The 19,890-nt window shown below is 65.8% G+C and carries 18 protein-coding genes; 9 read left to right on the plus strand and 9 right to left on the minus strand.

All coding sequences use genetic code 11. From position 1 onward, the window contains the following. The first annotated feature begins 4 nt into the window (after window positions 1–4). Both hisG and ACLB6G_RS14930 read left to right on the plus strand, forming a co-directional pair. Complete coding sequence (hisG, locus tag ACLB6G_RS14925) at window positions 5–706, plus strand: ATP phosphoribosyltransferase (RefSeq protein WP_410356992.1); 702 nt, start codon at window positions 5–7, stop codon at window positions 704–706. Between the two features lie 206 nt (window positions 707–912). Then, the gene (locus ACLB6G_RS14930; RefSeq protein ID WP_410356993.1) at window positions 913–1,206 is read left to right on the plus strand and encodes a hypothetical protein; all 294 of its coding nucleotides are present in this window, start codon (window positions 913–915) and stop codon (window positions 1,204–1,206) included. Between the two features lie 58 nt (window positions 1,207–1,264). Here ACLB6G_RS14930 and ACLB6G_RS14935 read toward each other — a convergent pair whose 3' ends face one another. The 8 genes from ACLB6G_RS14935 to ACLB6G_RS14970 all read right to left on the minus strand — a co-directional run bounded on the left by ACLB6G_RS14935 (window position 1,265) and on the right by ACLB6G_RS14970 (window position 10,155). Next, window positions 1,265–1,672, minus strand: coding sequence for a DoxX family protein (locus tag ACLB6G_RS14935; protein ID WP_410356994.1), 408 nt, complete (start codon window positions 1,670–1,672; stop codon window positions 1,265–1,267). 114 nt (window positions 1,673–1,786) lie between these two features. Continuing rightward, window positions 1,787–3,175, minus strand: a complete 1,389-nt coding sequence (gene fumC / locus ACLB6G_RS14940; RefSeq protein ID WP_410356995.1) for a class II fumarate hydratase — start codon at window positions 3,173–3,175, stop codon at window positions 1,787–1,789. Window positions 3,176–3,263: 88 nt separating this feature from the next. Beyond that, complete coding sequence (locus tag ACLB6G_RS14945) at window positions 3,264–3,776, minus strand: DUF805 domain-containing protein (protein ID WP_410356996.1); 513 nt, start codon at window positions 3,774–3,776, stop codon at window positions 3,264–3,266. A 30-nt stretch (window positions 3,777–3,806) separates the two neighbouring features. Next, window positions 3,807–4,379: a DUF805 domain-containing protein gene (locus tag ACLB6G_RS14950; protein ID WP_410356997.1), complete on the minus strand. Its 573-nt coding sequence runs from the start codon at window positions 4,377–4,379 to the stop codon at window positions 3,807–3,809. Between the two features lie 257 nt (window positions 4,380–4,636). Further along, entirely contained in the window at window positions 4,637–6,271 is a 1,635-nt protein-coding gene (gene groL, locus ACLB6G_RS14955; RefSeq protein ID WP_410356998.1) for a chaperonin GroEL, read from the minus strand. A 67-nt stretch (window positions 6,272–6,338) separates the two neighbouring features. Next, window positions 6,339–6,635, minus strand: a complete 297-nt coding sequence (gene groES, locus ACLB6G_RS14960; RefSeq protein WP_371276201.1) for a co-chaperone GroES — start codon at window positions 6,633–6,635, stop codon at window positions 6,339–6,341. A gap of 268 nt (window positions 6,636–6,903) precedes the next feature. After that, the gene (locus tag ACLB6G_RS14965; RefSeq protein ID WP_410356999.1) at window positions 6,904–8,820 is read right to left on the minus strand and encodes a hypothetical protein; all 1,917 of its coding nucleotides are present in this window, start codon (window positions 8,818–8,820) and stop codon (window positions 6,904–6,906) included. Window positions 8,821–8,952: 132 nt separating this feature from the next. Beyond that, a complete protein-coding gene (locus ACLB6G_RS14970) occupies window positions 8,953–10,155 on the minus strand; it encodes an EAL domain-containing protein (RefSeq protein WP_410357000.1) in 1,203 nt (400 codons plus the stop codon). A gap of 193 nt (window positions 10,156–10,348) precedes the next feature. Between ACLB6G_RS14970 and ACLB6G_RS14975 the strand changes: the two genes are divergently transcribed. The 6 genes from ACLB6G_RS14975 (at window position 10,349) to ACLB6G_RS15000 (ending at window position 17,736) form a co-directional block, all read left to right on the plus strand. Then, window positions 10,349–11,212, plus strand: a complete 864-nt coding sequence (locus ACLB6G_RS14975; protein ID WP_410357001.1) for a TIGR01459 family HAD-type hydrolase — start codon at window positions 10,349–10,351, stop codon at window positions 11,210–11,212. A 5-nt stretch (window positions 11,213–11,217) separates the two neighbouring features. Continuing rightward, window positions 11,218–12,216 carry a bifunctional riboflavin kinase/FAD synthetase gene (locus ACLB6G_RS14980; RefSeq protein WP_410357002.1) on the plus strand — a complete coding sequence of 333 codons (999 nt, stop codon included), beginning with the start codon at window positions 11,218–11,220 and terminating at the stop codon, window positions 12,214–12,216. Next, on the plus strand, window positions 12,213–12,932 hold the full coding sequence (locus tag ACLB6G_RS14985) for an SDR family NAD(P)-dependent oxidoreductase (RefSeq protein WP_410357003.1): 720 nt from the start codon (window positions 12,213–12,215) through the stop codon (window positions 12,930–12,932). The genes ACLB6G_RS14980 and ACLB6G_RS14985 overlap by 4 nt, the downstream gene beginning before the upstream one ends. Further along, window positions 12,929–13,690 carry an SDR family NAD(P)-dependent oxidoreductase gene (locus ACLB6G_RS14990; RefSeq protein WP_410357004.1) on the plus strand — a complete coding sequence of 254 codons (762 nt, stop codon included), beginning with the start codon at window positions 12,929–12,931 and terminating at the stop codon, window positions 13,688–13,690. The genes ACLB6G_RS14985 and ACLB6G_RS14990 overlap by 4 nt, the downstream gene beginning before the upstream one ends. A gap of 241 nt (window positions 13,691–13,931) precedes the next feature. Beyond that, complete coding sequence (gene ileS, locus ACLB6G_RS14995; RefSeq protein WP_410357005.1) at window positions 13,932–16,841, plus strand: isoleucine--tRNA ligase; 2,910 nt, start codon at window positions 13,932–13,934, stop codon at window positions 16,839–16,841. Window positions 16,842–17,037: 196 nt separating this feature from the next. Continuing rightward, window positions 17,038–17,736 carry a hypothetical protein gene (locus ACLB6G_RS15000; protein WP_410357158.1) on the plus strand — a complete coding sequence of 233 codons (699 nt, stop codon included), beginning with the start codon at window positions 17,038–17,040 and terminating at the stop codon, window positions 17,734–17,736. 18 nt (window positions 17,737–17,754) lie between these two features. On the opposite strand, the gene ACLB6G_RS15005 is transcribed toward ACLB6G_RS15000, so the two are convergent. Further along, window positions 17,755–18,186, minus strand: a complete 432-nt coding sequence (locus ACLB6G_RS15005) for a nucleoside deaminase (protein ID WP_410357160.1) — start codon at window positions 18,184–18,186, stop codon at window positions 17,755–17,757. 98 nt (window positions 18,187–18,284) lie between these two features. On the opposite strand from ACLB6G_RS15005, the gene ACLB6G_RS15010 reads away from it, so the two are divergent. After that, window positions 18,285–19,886 (plus strand): pseudouridine synthase, encoded by a 1,602-nt coding sequence (locus tag ACLB6G_RS15010; protein ID WP_410357006.1) that lies wholly within the window; start codon window positions 18,285–18,287, stop codon window positions 19,884–19,886. The last annotated feature ends 4 nt before the right edge of the window (window positions 19,887–19,890 follow it).

Below are 19,890 nucleotides of genomic sequence, written 5' to 3' on the forward strand. Positions count from 1 at the left end.
GGCCATGAGCGTGACCATCGCCCTGCCTTCCAAGGGCCGCCTGAAGGAACAGGCCATCGCGGTCTTCGAGAAGGCCGGCTACACCATCCGGCAGCCGGAGGATTCGCGCCAGTACCGCGCCAGCGTGGACGGCCATGACGGCATCGAGATCGCCTTCCTCTCCGCCTCCGAAATCGCCCGTGAACTGGGGGCGGGCACGGTGGACATGGGCGTGACCGGCGAGGACCTGGTGCGCGAGTCGCTTCCCGCCTGGGAGGAAAGGGTCGAGATCTCGGCCCGGCTCGGCTTCGGCCATGCCGATGTGATCGTCGCCGTGCCGGACGTCTGGTTCGATGTCGATACCATGGCCGACCTCGACGACGTGGCGGCCGAATTCCGCATGAGCCACGGCCGCCGCCTGCGCATTGCCACCAAGTACTGGCGCCTGACGCAGCAGTTCTTTTCCCGCGCCCACGGTATCCAGGTCTATCGCATCGTCGAAAGCCTCGGCGCCACGGAGGGTGCGCCGGCAGCCGGTTCGGCCGATGTCATCGTCGACATCACCTCGACCGGATCGACGTTGCGCGCCAACCATCTGAAGATTCTCGACGATGGCGTGATCCTGAAATCACAGGCGTGCCTCGTGACCGGAAAGCCTGTGCTGGCGGGTCCGGATGCGGCACTGGCCCGTGAGATTGCCGGGCGGATCGCGGCAAGCCTGGCCTGAGCCGGACGGTCATATCTTGCCGATTGCTTTTTTGCTTGCTTCGGGGCAGAACGTGGCGGTCGGACGATGTGTCCGGCCCGAACGCGTCCCCCGGAGCCCAAGGCTCACCGGTGCGGCTCCGCCAACCACAAAGCCAGAACACATGCGTTCCGTTCATGCGTTTGCGCCGGATGGTCCGGCGAAACGGGTTTGCGGAGCCTCTATCAATGGAAATGACATCTGGTCTGGCCGTTTACGGCCTGTCCGCGGCGCTGTTGCTCTGGTTCGGCACTAGCAGGCTGCCGGCATGGATGAACCGTTTGCTCAACAATGAAATCGGAGCGGGCATTGCATGCGCGCTTCTCACCGTCAGTCTGGTGCTGGGTCTCCTGCTCGTCTATTTCGGCGCGCAGGCGGCCTTCGGCATGTCCGTTCTGGGCGCCTCGGCGGATCTTGCCGTGATCATTGCAACCTTCGTCATCGCGTGGATGTTTCGCAGGAAAGGCAAGGCGGAAGCCTGAAGGAAAAAAAGCCCGCCGGCGCGATGCCGGCGGGCCTCTCATGCGGTGACGTTGTGGTTCACGCGGTGGCGAGCTTGCCGCCGCCAAGGCGCGCATCCACGGACCAGGCGCCCGGTCCGGAGACGGCCAGGAAGGCAAAGCCGCCGGCAATCGCCAGGTTCTTCATGAACGAGATGAACTGCATCTGGTCGGCCGGGTCGAAGTGAAACACGAAGCCGGTGAAAACGCAGAAGGCGGCGAGTGCAAGGCCGGTCGCCCGCGTCAGGAAGCCGGCCAGGATGAACAGGCCTGCCACGAGTTCGAAGATGGCCGCCAGCCAGGCAAGCAGCGTGGAAGCGGGCAGGCCGACCGACGCGATGTAGCCGGCCGTGCCGTCGATGCCGCCGGCCAGCTTGCTCCAGCCGGCCATGATGAAGATGAAGGCAGCCAGGACACGCCCGGCAAGCAGCAGAAGATTGGTGTTCATGGGAAGTCCCTCAACGTTTGTTTTCGCTGAGTGGACAATACTCGTTTTATCGTTCACGAATAGGCGTCATTTGTGCAACGCAGCGTAAATGCCTGATAAACGCGGCGGAGCCGCTCACCCGCCGCTGATCATCGTTTCCGGCCGCACCAGCCTGTCGAAGGTCGATGCATCCACATGCCCGCTCTTCAATGCTTCCTCGCGCAGGGTCGTGCCATTGGCATGGGCGGCCTTGGCGATGGCCGCTGCCTTGTCATAGCCGATTTCGGGCGCCAGAGCCGTCACCAGCATCAGCGACCGCTCCACCAGTTTGGCGATATGGCTTTCATTGGCCGTAATTCCGTCGACGCATTTGTCGGCAAAGGAAACCATGGCGTCGGCCAGCAGACGAATGGATTGCAGAACATTCTGCGCGATCACCGGCTTCATCACGTTTAGTTCGAACTGGCCCTGCGAGGCGGCAAAGGCGACGGTGGCCTGGTTGCCCATGACCTGCGCCGCCACCATGGTCAGCGCCTCGGCCTGCGTCGGGTTGACCTTGCCCGGCATGATGGAGGATCCCGGCTCGTTTTCCGGCAGGGACAGTTCCCCAAGCCCCGAGCGCGGCCCGGAGGCAAGCAGGCGGATGTCGTTGGCGATCTTGTAGAGATCGCCTGCAAGGGCGGCAAGCGCGCCATGCAGGTTGGTCAGGGCACCATGGCTGGCCAGCGCCTCGAAACGGTTGGCCGCGGGCCGGAAGGCGAGGCCGGTCAGCGCCGAGATTTCCTCCGCGAAGCGTGCGGAAAAGCCCTCCGGCGCGTTGAGCCCGGTGCCGACGGCCGTTCCTCCCTGTGCCAGCGCATGCACGTCCTCAAGTGCCGCGGCGATGCGGCCGCGTCCGAGGTCAAGCGCGGCGGCATAGCCGGAAAATTCCTGGCCCAGCGTCAGCGGCGTGGCATCCTGCGTATGCGTGCGTCCGATCTTGACGATGGAACCGAAGGCCTGCGCCTTCGCGTCCAGCGCATCATGCAGCCGGGCGAGCGCCGGCATCAGGCGGTCATGGGCTTCGCGGACCACGGCCACATGCATGGCCGTGGGAAAGGTGTCGTTGGACGACTGGCTGCGGTTGACGTGATCGTTGGGGTGGACGGGCGTCTTGGAGCCCATCGCGCCGCCGGCCATCTCGATGGCCCGGTTCGCGATCACCTCATTGGCGTTCATGTTGGTCTGGGTGCCCGAGCCGGTCTGCCAGACGACGAGCGGGAAATGGTCGTCCAGCTTGCCCGACGCGACCTCCCCCGCTGCGTTGTCGATGAGGGCGGCCAGTTCGCCGTCGAGTTCGCCGAGCGCGGCATTTGTCCGCGCCGCCGCCTGCTTGACGAGACCGAGCGCGTGGATGAGGGCAGGCGGCATGCGCTCCGCGCCGATGCGGAAATTCTCCAGGCTGCGCTGTGTCTGCGCGCCCCAATAGCGGTCCGCGGGCACGTCGATCGGCCCGAACGTGTCGGTTTCGGTGCGTGTTGCCATGGCGTCTGCTCCTCTTGTCCCTCAACACTATGTGGGATCGGGACTTCTTCAGCCAAGGTCTCCGCAGGACGGGCAGCCTGCCGGCAGGTCAGCGCGGCACGGTGGTGCGCCGCCCGAAGACCGGACGCCTGACAGCAGGCCGGTTGACCGGAGCCTTCACCGTCGGAGCCGGCGGTTCAGTCATGTCCGTTGTGTCGGACCACATGGAGGCGGTCATGGACAATGTGCCGGAATCGCCACCGCCGCGCGCCGATGGCCAGCGCAACAAGGGCTTTTCCGGCGGACCGAAGTCGTTGGGACCGTCATCGCCTTTCTTGAAACCCAGCTCGAAGATAACGTCATGCGTCCAGCGGCAGCAGAGATTGGACATGGTCGCCGCCTTGTTGTGGTCGTGCAGGCGCTTCACACCGGTCGACCACCCAATCCACAGAATGGCGGCAAGCGCGATCAGGCCGGTCTCGGTTGGTTCGGTATCGCTGCGCCGGTCCAGAATGGTGCCGACGTCATCCCATGCCAGAACGCCGATGGCCACGGTGAGCAGTTGGCCCAGCCACCAGGTGGACCGCCCGATCCGCCCGGAAAATCCCAAGAAACGCCACATTGTTTCTCTCCCTTCCGAAAACCGGGACGGTCAGGCATATCGCCTTCGCCCGAACCCGGTTCTCTGCGACGGGGCGAGTTGCAGCCGGTCGATTTCCTGCTTGCGCCGGACCAGATGTGTTTCGGCCGGGAGTTCCTCCTTGAATGCAGTTTCGGGCAGGACCCTGCGCCGCCGGTTTTCGAGGGCAAAAGCCTCCTGGTCTTCCTTCGCGGCGGTTTTCCTCTCGCGACGGCTCCGGAGCCCGTCACGCGGGCCGTAGCCGTTATCGTCCCGCCCGGTACCCGGCATGAGACCGAGCGCGACCAGCGCCCAGAGCGGCCCGATGACAGGGACGAACAGCAGGAGATACCACCAGCCCGTTTTCCCGCGGTCGTGAAGCCGCTTGATGCAGCCGACGGCGCTGATCCAGAAAGCCAGGACCACCAGTACCGCCGAAAGCCAGAACCGTGGGTCCCCGTCGTCCGGAACGATGAAGCCGTTCTCGAATGTTGTCTTCTTGAACTCCTGTTGGCCCGCAAGCCAACTCAGGCCTGTTGATATGGCCATGGATAACCAGAACATGGTCCGGCCATAGCGGCCGGACATACTGAAGAATTCCAGCATGGAAGAAAGCCCCCGATTTCATTTCGCACACGGGGACCATGTGACAGCATCAGGGTTCACGAGGCCTTAATCGCAGCGGCTTGCCGGTATCGGCGTTAACGCGCGGTGAATAACCGGGCTGGCATTTGATGCTGCCCGAGCCCGTTGCCAGCCACGTCCGGCCACCGCCGGACAGGGAAAGACCGGCATGGCCGCATGACAAAAAAGGGCGGCCCTTGCGAGCCGCCCTTTCCATGAGATCTGGTTGGAAGCAGGACTTAGAAGTCCATGCCGCCCATACCGCCGCCCGGCATCGCCGGAGCAGCCGAGTCCTTCTTCGGCAGTTCGGCGATCATGGCTTCGGTGGTGACGAGCAGGCCGGCCACGGAAGCGGCATCCTGCAGCGCGGTGCGAACCACCTTGACCGGATCGACGATACCCATGGCGATCATGTCGCCATATTCGCCGGTCTGGGCGTTGTAGCCGAAGGTCTCCGAGGCGTTCTCGAGGATCTTGCCGACCACGATGGAGGCCTCGTCACCGGCATTGGTGACGATCTGGCGCGCCGGGGACTGGAGGGCGCGGCGCACGATGGCGATGCCGGCATCCTGGTCCGCGTTGACGCCCTTGACGGTCAGGGCGTGGGAAGCGCGCAGGAGAGCGGTGCCGCCGCCGGCCACGATGCCTTCCTCGACGGCCGCGCGGGTCGCGTTGAGGGCGTCGTCGACGCGGTCCTTCTTTTCCTTCACTTCCACTTCGGTCGCACCGCCGACGCGGATCACGGCCACGCCGCCGGCCAGCTTGGCGAGACGCTCCTGGAGCTTCTCGCGGTCGTAGTCGGAGGTCGTCTCCTCGATCTGGCCCTTGATCTGGGCAACGCGGCCCTCGATCTCGGCCTTCTTGCCGGCGCCATCGACGATCGTGGTGTTTTCCTTGGAGATGGCAACCTTCTTGGCGCGGCCCAGCATGTCGAGGGTCACGTTTTCCAGCTTGATGCCGAGGTCTTCGGAGATGACCTGGCCGCCGGTGAGGATCGCGATGTCCTCCAGCATGGCCTTGCGGCGGTCACCGAAGCCCGGAGCCTTGACGGCGGCGATCTTCAGGCCGCCACGCAGCTTGTTGACCACCAGCGTGGCCAGGGCCTCGCCTTCCACGTCTTCAGCGATGATGACGAGCGGCTTGGACGACTGCACGACGGATTCCAGCACCGGCAGCATGGCCTGCAGGTTGGAGAGCTTCTTCTCGTGCAGCAGGATGTAGGCGTCTTCCAGTTCGGCGACCATCTTTTCCGGATTGGTCACGAAGTAGGGCGACAGGTAGCCGCGGTCGAACTGCATGCCTTCCACGACTTCCAGCTCGGTCTCGGCGGTCTTGGCTTCCTCGACGGTGATGACGCCCTCGTTGCCCACCTTCTGCATCGCATTCGCGATCATGTCGCCGATTTCCTTTTCGCCATTGGCGGAAATCGTGCCGACCTGGGCCACCTCGTCGGAGGTGTTGATCTTCTTGGCGGCGGAAACGAGCTTGGCGGTGACTTCGGTGACAGCGAGGTCGATGCCGCGCTTCAGGTCCATCGGGTTCATGCCGGCGGCAACCGCCTTGGCGCCTTCCTTGACGATGGCCTGGGCGAGCACGGTTGCGGTGGTCGTGCCGTCGCCGGCAATGTCATTGGTCTTGGAGGCGACTTCGCGCACCATCTGCGCGCCCATGTTCTCGAACTTGTCTTCCAGTTCGATTTCCTTGGCGACGGAGACGCCGTCCTTGGTGATGCGCGGAGCACCGAAGGCCTTGTCGATGACGACGTTGCGGCCCTTGGGACCCAGCGTCACCTTCACCGCATCGGCCAGAATGTCGACGCCACGCAGCATGCGCTCGCGCGCGTCACGGCTGAATTTTACTTCCTTGGCTGCCATGTTTCCATAACTCCCGGGCTTTTGCCCTAAACGAGGATTGGGGATAGTGAGCGGATATCCGGCCGGATCAGCCGATCACGCCCATGATGTCGGCTTCCTTCATGATCAGAAGGTCTTCGCCGTTGAGCTTGACTTCGGTGCCGGACCACTTGCCGAACAGGACGCGGTCGCCGGCCTTGACGGACATCGGGATCAGTTCGCCGCTGTCCTTGCGCGCGCCTTCGCCAACGGCGACGATCTCGCCTTCCGACGGCTTTTCCTTGGCGGTGTCGGGAATGATGATCCCGCCGGCGGTCTTCTCTTCGGACTCAACCCGGCGCACGACAACGCGGTCGTGGAGCGGGCGGAAATTCATCTCGGCCATGTCTGTTACCCTCGGGTGAATGGATTTCAACTCAATGGGGACCGCTTGCGCGGTGTTAGCACTCACATTGGGTGAGTGCTAACGGCGCTGGAAATAAGCATGGCGGATGGCGCTGTCAAGAATTCCGCACGGGAAAAAATCTGTCCTGGCGAATGCGGCCGGCCCGTCTGCGTTTGGCTTGCGATCCGCCGCCCGCATGGTCACGAAAGCGGCGCGCCCCGCCTGCCAGGCAGGGCGCGCCGTTCGTCTTGCGCTCTCTTTCCGGCGATCAGCCGACGATGCGCAGGTTTGAAAGCTCCTCGGCGATCGCCTTGAAGACGTCCATGAGTTCGCCGCCGGTCGTGTTGTAGAACAGCTTCTCGTAGTTTCCGTTGGCGTCCTTGCGGAAACGCGATTCCGAGGCGCAGCTGCGCAATTCGTTGATCGCATTGGAATTGGACGGCAGGTCCAGCGCCACCGAGAAGATGATGATGCCCTCAGACTTGGCGTTGGAGCACAGCGTCTGCATGTGTTCGTCCATGGCCTTGGTGTAGCTGTTATCGTTGAAGGACCCGGTTGGAAATCCGGAACTCAGCCCTTCGTAGAGCCGCGGCTTGGTTCCGCCGTCATAGTTCATGCCCATGTAACCGTGCGCGGCGTAGGTGGATTTCTTGATGCCGTCCGGGTCGTAGTAGGAACCGGGCAGGTGGGTATAGGTATTGGCGCCGTCGGTCAGCACGATGATGACCTTGTCGTTGTTCTCGTCGGAGTCCGGGCGGCCTTCGCTGAAGGGTGGCGCCTTGGTCAGCGTGTGCCATCCCCAGGCCATGCCCTCGGGGACGTTGGTGTTGCCATTGGCCTGCATGGCGTCGATGGCCGCCAGCACCTCGTCGTATTCGGTCCTCTTCGTCACGTCCTTGAGCGGCGTGATGGGGGTCGTCGTGCAGGAGAAGTTGGGACCGCGATCCAGGCCGGACGTGTAGGAATCCGGCAGCGGCTCGAAGTACTTCACCATGTCGCGGTGGCGCTTGAGGTTCGTGTAGCTGGAGGGCTTGCCGTCGTAATCGTCGTCCATCCAGTTGTTGTGCCACCAGCCATTGTCGCCATTGTCGGTCTCGTCATTGGCGAACATCGGCACGATCAGCGATTCCGGCTCGCTGCTGTCGGCGATCTTGCCGTTGACGTTGAAGGGATAGGGACGGGCCTCCACGCAGCCCTGCCAGGAATCCGCGCTGCCATAGATGGGTTCCTTCACAGGCGGGACCCACTTGTTCTCGTACCAGCAATATTGCCGGCCATACCACCACCCGCACACCTTCTGGGACTGATTGTAGCCTTCCTGGACAACTTTTTCCCCGACCTGCTTCTTCAGCCCGCCATAGAGTGAGAAACGGGTCAGGACTTCGCCCTCTTCTGCGCCCCAGCCTGAGCCGGACTTGTACCAGCGGTTCCCTTGCTGGACCGCCTTCTTGTTGTCGCCCCAGGCGTCCTTCAGGGAATCCCAGTTGAAGTTCTCGTGGTGAACGGGGGAATCGCCGTACTTGTCCATCCAGTCGGCATCGGCGTGCTCTGCACCGATATTGACGGAGGCGGCAAAGGGAACCACGGAAAACTGCACCGGCTTGACGATCTGCTTGATCTTGGAAGCGTCCTTGGCCAGTTCCTCCACCAGATAGGTCGCGGCCTCCTTCAAGAGTTCCAGGCGCTTCTTGCTGGAACCCGTGCCCCTGTTGTCCATCGATCCGGAATTGTCGAGCACGAGCGCGATTTCGGCCGTGTTCTTGGTCCGCACCTTGACGGTTTCCTCGAATTCGAAGGTCGTGATGTTGCTGTACATGCCCGAGAGGCTGGAGGTCAGGAACAGCGGCTTGAAGTCCAGCGCGGTGATCAGCTTGATGTCGCCGCCGCTGCCCGTTTCTTCGGGAAGCAGGATCTGCAGGTTGGCCTGGCCGATCTCGACAGGCCCGAGATTGGCCTCGAAGAACTTCTTGCCATAGGTCTTCAGTTCGTCGTCGGACATGCCTTCCTCGATCTGGCGGCCGATGGCGATGCCGGCCGCTTCCATTGCATAGATCGTGGCATGTCGCTGGCGCTCCATCTCGGTCAGGTCGATCGCGACGCCGACCGAGAGTATGAAGACGGGAAAGAGAAAGGCGGCCATGATGGCAAAATTGCCTGACTCGTTTTTCGCAAAGATCCTGAACACGGTGAAGCTCCCTGCCTGATGGAACGGCAAGGAACTATATTATGACTCCATTTAATTAGGTATTACGAGAACAAAATAATTAGAAAATATGGATTTACTTTGTGTTTACTATGTTTCAGGCGCTTTCTTTGTTCATGAGCCGGCGCGCGCGCCCTTTCCGGCGGCGAAGCCCGGCTTGAGCCGCCTGGGCCCGTTGAAGCGCAATCCCGACATGACGTCGACGCCGATATCGATCAGGCTGATGGCTTCCTCGTCCGTATTCACCTCGATGGCTGCAACCAGGATGCCGGCATCGGCGCAAGCGGCCACGATGGTGTCCGCGTCGAGATCTTTCGGCCGCAGCTTTTCGCGCTCCAGAAGCCGGTTGGCAGTGATCTTGACGCAGTCGACGCCATGGCCTTTCAGCGTTTCCACGCCCTGCAGGCCGCCAAGCCAGCCTTCCGCCGCGAGCTTGATGCCGCCGTCGCGCAGCCGGTCAAGCGCGGGAGCCTGCTTCCGGTTGGCCCCTGTCATCAGGTGGACCGGCACCGAGAGGATGAGCAACCGGCTCATCCGGCTGTCGCCCGCATACAGCTTCAGGACGCTGTCCAGCGATGCGCTGTCCTGGAGCAGGCTGGCGGAGACAGGAACGTAGAGCGGCATTTCCTCGCCGCTTTCCTCGAACTGCTGGCAGGCCACAGCCGCCGCCTTGCGCACCAGCGCCGCTTCGAAGGCGAGGCGTGCGCCCGCGCGCGGTTCGCTGGCCATGCGGTACATGAACCCGTCATCCGCGCCCACGGTCGCATGCACGTCGAAACCGACCGCCCGGGACTTCGAGATCGAGATCATCGGCTCCAGCGCGATGTCGAAGCGTCCTTCGCCAAGGGCCTCGATGGCGCCCGCCGGCCATGTGCGCAGAGACGATGCGGCCGCCGTATCGGCCACGGGCCGGGCTGCCTGGGTCACTTCGGCGCTGAGCCGGATCACGTTGGCTGCCGGTTCGTCGGCTTCGTCGATGATCCTTGCATCGGGGGCCTTCGCAGGGGCTCCGGCGGCAACGTCCGGTTCGGTGACCTGAAGGCCGCGACGTGATGGCGCTTCGGCTTCCGGTTCGCCGGGGCGGCCGGTGCCGGTCCGCGGGGCCGGCCCGTTGCCGTGGCTTGCCAGGCTGCGTTCGACCATCTCCATCAGCCGGCGCTGCTCGCGAAGGGACCGGCGTTGCAGGATGAGCGCCCAGAGGCCGGCGGCCAGCCCGGTAAGGCCGAAGAGGGCGGCAAGCCCGATGCCGCCCGCAACGAGCCGGTCGTCGAGCGCGGCCTGCGCCGGCCCGCCGGCAAGAAGGCCTGCGCCAAGCACGACTGGAATGATTCCTCTGCGCATTCCCATCTGAGCGGACATCTCCCCGCCGCAGCGGCCGCTTCGTACGGCGCACCGGCCTGTTCGTTTTCGCACGGCCGCCGGGAACTGTCAGCCCAAAGCTGGTGACAGGGTGAACGGCTTGGGTTAATTCCGGTGCCGCCGGACAGATGCCGGGAACAGGATGAGATCGATGAATGCCAAGCCTGCCATGATCGAGCGACTGGATGACCTGGCCGCGGACTATGCGGCCATCCTGTGCGATGTCTGGGGCGTCGTGCACAATGGCGTCCGTGCCTTTCCGCAGGCCTGCGCCGCGCTGGCGCGCATGCGTGCCGAGGGTCGCCGGGTCGTACTGCTCACCAACGCACCGCGCCTCTCCGCCGGCGTCATCACGCAGATCCGCGGCCTCGGCGTTCCCGACGATGCCTGGGACGATGTCGTGACGTCGGGCGATGTGACGCGGCGCCTGATCGCCGAAGGGCCGCGCCGCGTCTTTCACCTGGGTCCGGAGCGCGACCTTCAACTGTTCGACGGGCTCGATGTCGAACTGGTGGAGGAATTCGAGGCCGCGGCGATCGTCTGCACCGGGCTTTTCGATGACGAGACCGAAACGCCGGACGATTATGCACCGATGCTGCAACGCCTGCGCTCGCGCAATCTGCCCATGATCTGCGCCAATCCCGATATCGTGGTCGAGCGCGGCGACCGCATGATCTGGTGTTCCGGCGCGCTGGCCCGTGACTACGCACAGTTGGGCGGCCGTACGATGATCGCGGGCAAGCCGCACGCACCGATCTATCGCGCGGCCATGGCACGGTTGGGCGAACTGGCGGGCGCGCCGGTCGGGGAGAAGCAGGTCCTTGCCATCGGCGACGGCATGCTGACTGACATCAAGGGCGCCGTGAATGCCGGCATCGATTCACTCTATGTTTCGGGCGGCATCCACTATCGCGACTATGGCGATTCGTCCGACGCGCCCGACCCCGCCCGCCTGTCGGCCTTCTTCGAGAGGCACGCCCTGTGGCCGGCCGCATCCATAACGAAACTTCGGTGAGCGCCATGGCGAATGCATCCCTGCTGCGCTTGTCGGACCCGGTGCACCTGCCGCGGGAATTGCGCGGCGCGGTGGTGGCCATCGGCAATTTCGACGGCGTCCACCGCGGCCACATGGCTGTGCTGGAAAAGGCCCTGACCCTGGCTGCCGGGAAGGGTGTGCCCGCGCTGGTGCTCACCTTCGAGCCGCATCCCCGCACCGTCTTCAGGCCGGATCAGCCGGTGTTCCGGCTGACGCCCGCGCCCTTGCGCGCCCATCTTCTCGCGGCACTCGGCTTCGACGCGGTGATCGAGCAGCCGTTCAGCCGCGAGTTCGCCTCCACCGAGCCTCTGGATTTCGTGCAGGGCATCCTGTGCGACGGGCTGGGAATCGTCCACGCGGTGACCGGCTTCGACTTCCATTTCGGCCGCAACCGCGCCGGCGGTCCGGCCTACCTCATGGCAGCCGGGGCTGAACACGGCTTCGAGGTGACGCTGGTCGATGCCTTTCGCGACGAGAACGCCGACGTCATCTCTTCGAGCCGCATCCGCGAATGTCTCCAGGCGGGAAATGTTGCCGAAGCCGCCGGCCTGCTCGGCTACCGCTACGCGGTCGAGGCGCCGATCATTCGCGGCAAGCAGCTTGGCCGGACGCTCGGCTATCCGACCGCCAACATGGCGCTCCCCGAGGACAACGGCCTTGCCCATGGCATTTATGCCGTGCGGTTCACCCGTCCTGACGGTTCGGTTCACGATGGCGTCGCCAGTTACGGGCGCCGGCCCACCGTCGACAGCGACGGGTCTGCCCTTCTCGAAACCTTCCTGTTCGATTTTGCCGGCGATCTCTACGGCGAGACCTGCACGGTCGCCCTGTTCGGCTTCCTGCGCGGCGAGGAGAAGTTCGACGGCCTCGACGCGCTCGTTGCGCAGATGAAGCGCGACGAGGACGAGGCCCGTGCGCTTCTCGCCGGCGTTCGCCCGCTTTCGCCCCTCGACGCCTTCGTCGCCTTCGGGGAGCGCGGATGACGCGCGGGGACGGACGCCGGATCCTGATCACTGGCGGCACCAGCGGGCTGGGCCTTGCGCTGGCGCGCCGGCTCTGCGGGCGTCACGCGGTGATGATCGCCGGCCGCAGGACGCCGCAGGAGGCGGCCGCGCTGCTCCCGCCCGCCTGCCTGTACGTTCGTGCCGGTCTGGCCCGCCCCATGGAAGCCGTTGAAGCCATCGCCGATGCGCTCGAAGAGGCCGGCTGGGACGGTCTCGACCACGCCGTGCTCAATGCCGCCGCAGGTTATGCTGTGCCGGACGGGCTTGAAACCGCCGCCCAGATCCGCGAGACGCTCGACGTCAACCTGGCGGCAACGCTCGTGCTCGCCCGCATGCTCCATCCCCGTCTGGCCGAAAGGAACGGACTGCTGACGCTGGTCGGGTCGACCGCCCGCAAGGGCGCGGCGCTGTTTCCCGCCTATGCCGGATCGAAGGCCGGCCTGCATGGGGTGGCGCGCGCCCTGCGCAGCGAGTGGAAGGGCGAGGCGGGCGTCCAGGTGGTGCATCCCGGGCCCATGCGCACCGGCATGCATGCAAGGGCCGGTCACGATCCCGGGTGGATCGGGCGGTTGTTCCTCGACCCCGACGACGCGGCCGCCATGCTCGCCCATGACCTTGCCACGCGCCGCTCTCCTGTGGCGCTGGGCTGGTTGCGCTATCTTTCCGGCGCGGCCCACTGGAGGCCGAGGCTGTGAGCGGCGCCAGGAGACGCGCGCTCGTCACCGGCGCTTCGTCGGGCCTTGGCGCCGCCTTCGCGGACCTGCTGGAACAGCGCGGCCACGACGTGGTGGCGCTGGACCGGCACGAGCCCCCGGTCGCCATGGACGGCCGCCTTCACGTCGGCTGCGACCTGGCCGACCGCGATGCGCTGGACCGCACGCTGCCGGCGCTGCTGGCAGCCGGTCCCTATGATTGCGTGATCATGAATGCCGGCATCAGCGCGACCGGCCGCCTTTCGGCCATGCCGCCAGAGGTCCTGCTGCGCATCGTCCGGGTGAACGCCGAGGCGCCCATGGTCATCGTCTCCACACTGCTGCGCGAGGGCGCGGTGAGGACGGGCGGCCGCATCGGCTTCGTTTCGTCGCTCTCCCATTTCACCGGCTATCCCGGAGCCGCGGCCTATGCCGGCTCCAAGGATGCGCTGGCGGTCTATGCCCGCTCGCTCAGGAAGCCCGCCGCCCGGCTCGGCGTTTCGGTCTCCACCATCTTCCCCGGTCCGCTGGATACGCCGCAAGCCGCGCGCCACGCGCCGCCCGGCGCCGATGCATCGCGGCGCATGGCGCCCGCCGAGGCTGCAAGGCGCAGCCTCGACGCCATGGAAAAGGGCCGCCGCGCCATCATTCCGGGCGCCGGACCGGTTGTCTTTGCCGGGTTCGGGCAGCTCTTTCCCGGTCCCGTGACGGCGGTCATGCGCCGCATCATCTTCGAGAAACTGGACAGGGAAACCTGGTAGCGGCGCGCCCGTGCCCGTCAGGCCACTTTTCAAGCGGATCAAAAAGGACTAAGACCCGCGCCCATGAAAACCGTTCCGAGCGCCTTTTCCCAGCGAATTATTGGCCCGGCCTTCCGCGGCGCCTGACCGGGCGCGGGAAGGTCCGGGATAAAGGCTCGCGCGCCGTCCTCGGGCGCCTGCGCGGCCATCCGTTTCACGCCCGAATGAAGCCAGGCCATCCGGCCGCACGATTGGCAAGACAATGACCGATACGCCCGAAAAGCTCGACTACTCGAAGACGCTCTACCTGCCGCAGACCGAATTCCCCATGCGCGCCGGCCTCCCCAAGAAGGAGCCCGAGATCGTTGCCCGCTGGGAGGAGATGAACCTCTACCGCAAGCTGCGCGAGAGCGCGGCCGGCCGGCCCCTCTACGTGCTGCATGACGGCCCGCCCTACGCCAACGGCAACATCCATATCGGCCACGCGCTCAACAAGATCCTCAAGGACGTCATCACGCGCTCCTTCCAGATGCGCGGCTACGATTCCAACTACGTGCCCGGCTGGGACTGCCACGGCCTGCCGATCGAATGGAAGATCGAGGAACAGTACCGGGCGAAGGGCAAGAACAAGGACGAGGTGCCGGTCAACGAGTTCCGTCAGGAATGCCGCGACTTCGCCAGTCACTGGATCGCGGTGCAGACGGGCGAGTTCAAGCGCCTCGGCGTCATCGGCGATTTCGAGACGCCCTACACGACGATGGATTTCCATGCCGAGAGCCGCATTGCTGGCGAACTGCTGAAATTCGCCATGTCCGACCAGCTTTACCGCGGCTCCAAGCCGGTCATGTGGTCGGTCGTCGAGCGCACCGCGCTGGCCGAGGCGGAAGTCGAATACCAGGATTATGAATCCGACACGATCTGGGTGAAGTTCCCGGTCACCTCCGGTGGAGATCTGGAAGGCGCCCACATCGTCATCTGGACGACCACGCCCTGGACCATCCCCGGCAACCGCGCCATCTCCTACTCCTCGCGCATCGCCTACGGCCTCTATGAAGTCACGGCGGCCGAGAACGATTTCGGCCCGCAACCGGGCGAAAAGCTGGTCTTCGCCGATGCGCTGGCCGAAGAGAGCTTCGCCAAGGCCAAGCTGGGCCACAAGCGCCTGCGCGATGTCGCGCCGGACGAATTGTCGGTCATCACCTGCGCCCATCCGCTGAAGGGTGTCGGCGGCGGCTATGATTTCGACGTCCCGCTGCTGGAAGGCGATCACGTCACCGATGATGCCGGCACGGGCTTCGTCCACACCGCGCCCGGCCACGGCCGCGAGGACTTCGACGCCTGGATGCACCATGCCCGCGACCTGGAAGCGCGCGGCATTTCCAGCCGGATCCCCTTCACCGTGGATGATGCGGGCTTTTTCACGAAGGATGCGCCGGGGTTCGGTCCGGACCGCGAGGGCGGCCCGGCCCGCGTCATCGACGACCACGGCAAGAAGGGCGACGCCAACAAGGCGGTCATCGCCGCGCTCATCGACGCCAACATGCTGTTCGCGCGCGGCCGGCTCAAGCACACCTATCCTCATTCCTGGCGCTCCAAGAAGCCGGTCATCTTCCGCAACACGCCGCAATGGTTCGTCCACATGGACAAGACGCTGGAGGATGGCACGACGCTGCGCGAGCGAGCGCTGAACGCCATCGATGCCACCCGCTTCGTGCCGGCCGCCGGCCAGACGCGCCTGAGGGCGATGATCGCCGACCGGCCAGACTGGGTGCTGTCGCGCCAGCGCGCCTGGGGCGTGCCGATCTGCGTCTTCGCCGATGCCGACGGCAAGGTGCTGAAGGACGAGGCGGTCAACCGGCGCATCCTGGAGGCCTTCGAGGCCGAGGGTGCGGATGCGTGGTTCGCAGATGGCGCGCGCGAGCGCTTCCTCGGCGACCGGGCCGGCGAGCCGTGGATCCAGGTGCGCGACATTCTCGACGTCTGGTTCGATTCCGGCTCGACCCACACCTTCACGCTGGAGGATCGGCCGGACCTGAAATGGCCGGCGGACGTCTACCTTGAAGGCTCCGACCAGCATCGCGGCTGGTTCCATTCCTCGCTGCTGGAAAGCTGCGGCACGCGCGGCCGCGCGCCCTATGACACGGTCATCACCCATGGCTTCACCATGGCCGAGGACGGGCGCAAGATGTCCAAGTCGCTCGGCAACACGGTCACGCCACAGGATGTGATGAAGGACGCAGGCGCCGACATCCTGCGCCTCTGGGTCATGACGACCGACTACTGGGAGGACCAGCGGCTCGGCAAGTCCATCATCCAGACCAACATCGACGCCTATCGCAAGATGCGCAACACCATCCGCTGGATGCTCGGCACGCTGGCCCATGACGAGGGCGAGACGGTGGCTGTGGCAGACATGCCGGAGCTTGAGCGCCTCATCCTGCATCGGCTTGCCGAACTGGACCGCGTCGTCAACGAGGGCTATTCCAACTTCGACTTCAAGCGGATCGCCCGCAACCTGATCGACTTCATGGTCATCGACCTGTCGGCCTTCTATTTCGACATCCGCAAGGACGCGCTCTACTGCGACGCGCCGTCGAGCATTCGCCGCAAGGCCGCGCTGCAGGTGGTCCGCACGGTCTTCGACGCGGTGGTGAAATGGCTGGCGCCCATGCTGCCCTTCACAACGGAGGAGGCGTGGCTGGACCGCAATCCGGATGCGCTTTCGGTGCACCTGGAGCAGTTCCCGGCCATTCCCGCCGAATGGAGGGACGAGAATCTCGCGGCGAAGTGGAAGAAGGTCCGCCAGGTCCGCCGCGTCGTCACCGGCGCGCTGGAAATCGAGCGCCGTGAAAAGCGTATCGGCTCGTCGCTGGAGGCAGCCCCCTTCGTCCACGTCACCGATCCGGCGCTGCGCGAGGCCATCGAGGGGCTCGACATGTCGGAAATCTGCATCACGTCGGGCATGTCGGTCTCCGACAAGCCCGCGCCGGAGGGCGCTTTCGTCCTCGAGGAGGTGAAGGGCGTGGCAGTCGTTCCGGCGCTGGCCCAGGGCACGAGATGCGCCCGCTCCTGGCGTGTGACGAACGATGTGGGCGCGGACCCGGCCTTTCCGGACGTGTCGGCGCGCGACGCGGCGGCGCTCAGGGAGTTGCAGGCGCTTGGCCGTCTCTGACGATCAGCGGCCGGGAAAAGGCGGGGCGGGCGCGCAAGACCGCGCGCCCGCGTTGCCGTCAGCCCTGGCTTGCGTTAAAAGGATCGCAATTGAAGTCACGTCATCTTGTTGCCGGATTGTGCCGTCATCGCATGATCCGCAAGGTGGCAGGCGCGTTGAGCGCCACAGACACACGATGAAAGGCGCGCATCGCGACATGGTTGGAAACACGCGTAAGGGCCGGGGCCTCGTGCTCGCCATATCCGCCGGCTTGGCGGCAACGGCCTTGTCAGGCTGCATGAGTTCGCCGACCTACGGCACCGACAAGACGGCCAACGAGCAGCTTCTGGAAGATCTGTCTGGCATGGTCTCGCTCGCGCCCAAGCGCGGGCCGGAGATCGACTATGAGCCGCGCCCGGCCCTGGTGAAGCCGGCCAGCACCAGCCAGTTGCCCGCACCGCAGGAGCAGATCGTGGCGGTCAATGCCGAGGCCTGGCCGGAATCCCCGGAGGAACGCCGCGCCCGCTACCGCCGCTATGCGACGGAAAACCGCGACAATCCGGATTTCCGACCGATCGTGTCCAGCGGCCGCGAACGCGATCCCGGCGAGCCGATGATCACCTCGACGGCCGCCGCCGAGCGCGGCCAGTACAGGCAGCTCGATTCCAGCCAGACCCCTGTCTTCGGCAAGAACGACCCGCAGGCGGAATACCGCCGCCGCCGTGCCGAAAGCCAGCAGGGCAGCCCGGTCAGCCGGAAATATCTCTCCGAACCGCCGCTTGAATACCGCGTTCCGGCCCAGACGGCCGCCGTGGGCGAACTGGGCGAGGACGAGGCGGACAAGGAGCGCCGCCTGAAGGCTGAATCCCGCAGGAAGGCGGGCAAGACAAGCTGGCGGGACATGCTTCCCTGGTAAGGAGCCGGACCGGCGGGGTCAGCCACGCCGGTCTGCGAAGAACGTCTTGAGCAGGAGCGCGGCCTCGCGCTCGCTCAATCCGGCATAGACATCGGGCGCATGATGACAGGTCGGCTGGCCGAAGAAGCGGGCGCCGCTGGCCACCGCGCCGCCTTTCGGATCCTCCGCGCCGTAGTAGAGCCGCCTGAGCCGCGCGAAGGATATGGCGCCGGCGCACATGGTGCATGGTTCAAGCGTGACGTAGAGATCGAGGCCGGAAAGCCGCTCCTGGCCGAGCGTGCGGCAGGCCTCCCGGATGGCGAGCATTTCCGCATGGGCGGTCGGGTCGTTGAGTTCGCGGGTCCGGTTGCCGGCCCGCGCAATGACCGTGCCGTCCTGCACGATGACGGCGCCGACGGGAACCTCGCCACGTGCAGCCGCGGCGCGGGCCTCTTCCAGCGCGATATCCATCGGTGCGGCAACGGTTCCCGTCGGTCCGGCCATGCCTGTTTTCACTCGCAAGACGTTTCAGTGTTTGCTACGTAGCCCCACCACGAGAGAATGACCAGATGAGCGACGACAGGAAAGACAAGCCCCGGGGCCCGCGCAAGCCGTTTGGCGACCGGCAGAAGACAGCGGGCACAGGCCACGCGCGGCCAGGCGGCAGGCCGGCGCGGCGGTTCGACCGCGAGGCCCCGCCCGAAGCCCCGCCCGCAGGCGAGCGGATCGCCAAGCGACTGGCCCGCGCCGGTGTCTCGTCGCGCCGCGAGGCGGAAGGCCTGATCGCCGACGGCCGCATCTCGGTCAATGGCAAGGTCATCGACAGCCCGGCCCTGAACGTCACGCACCAGGACCGCATCGCCATCGACGGCAATCCGATCCCCGAGATCGAGCGCACGCGTCTCTGGCTGTTCAACAAGCCCGCCGGCCTCGTGACCACCAATCGCGACCCGGAGGGCCGGCCGACTGTCTTCGAGTCCTTGCCGGAAGGCATGCCGCGCGTCGTTTCGGTCGGGCGGCTCGACATCAACACCGAGGGCCTGCTGCTGCTCACCAATGACGGCGGCCTTGCCCGCGTGCTGGAATTGCCGGCCACGGGATGGCTACGGCGCTACCGCGTGCGCGTCCATGGCGAGGTCGACGAGACAAGGCTGGATGACCTGAAGCACGGCATCGCCGTCGATGGCGTCTTCTACGGCGCCATGGATGCCGTGCTGGACCGCCAGCAGGGCTCGAATTCATGGCTGACGATCTCGTTCCGCGAGGGCAAGAACCGCGAGGTCAAGAACGTGATGGGTGCGCTCGGCCTCGAGGTGACCCGCCTGATCCGGGTGTCCTACGGTCCTTTCCAGTTGGGCGACCTTCCCGAGGGCGCGGTGCGCGAGATCCGCGGCCGTGCGCTGCGCGACCAGCTTGGCGAGACGCTGATCGAGGAGGCCGGCGCCAATTTCGAGGCGCCTGTCATCAACGAGTTTTCCAACAAGCCGGTCCGCAAGGGCGATGAGCCCGAACGCAGCCCGGCCGCGAGACCGCCGCGCCGCGACCGGGACGACCGCCGTGCCGAGGCACTGGACCGTTTGCAGACGCGTCCCCGGCGCGAGGAACCCCGCGAGGAGGAAGGCGGCCTGATCCGCCGCCGTGGCCGCTTCCAGTCGGGTCCCCGTCGCGATGACGACGGCGAACGCCCCCGCCGCCCGCGAGACGATCGCGACGGCCCCCGCCCGCACAGAAGCCGCGACGAGCGCAACGCCGGCGACAGGTCCGGTACACGCGAGGGCAGCGACCGGCCCCGTGAAAACAAGTTCGGCGAGGAGGCGCGCGGCGCCCATGTCTGGCGCGCGCCGGGCGCCCGCCCGGCATCCGGCACCCGGTCCGCCGGCGGCAAGCCCGGCGGAAAACCGGCGGGCAAGGGCGCCTACGGACCCGCGCGTGAAGGCGGCCGCGAGGACAAGGGACGCGTTTCCGGCTCGCGCAATCCCGGCTCTGCCGGTCCGGCGCGCGAGCGCCGGCCTGAAGGTGAGCGTCCGGCGCGCGAGCGCCGCCCTGAAGGCGGGCGTCCGGCAGGAAAGCCGGGGGGCAAGCCATCGGGCCGTCCCGCCGGCAAGCCGCGCAGTGGACCGAAAGGCGGGCCAGGTGGCGGGTCCAGGGGCGGGCCAAAGGGACGGCAATGAGGGT

Origin of the sequence: Zhengella sedimenti, from assembly GCF_046506625.1 — a bacterium.
Lineage (GTDB): Bacteria > Pseudomonadota > Alphaproteobacteria > Rhizobiales > Rhizobiaceae > Zhengella > Zhengella sedimenti.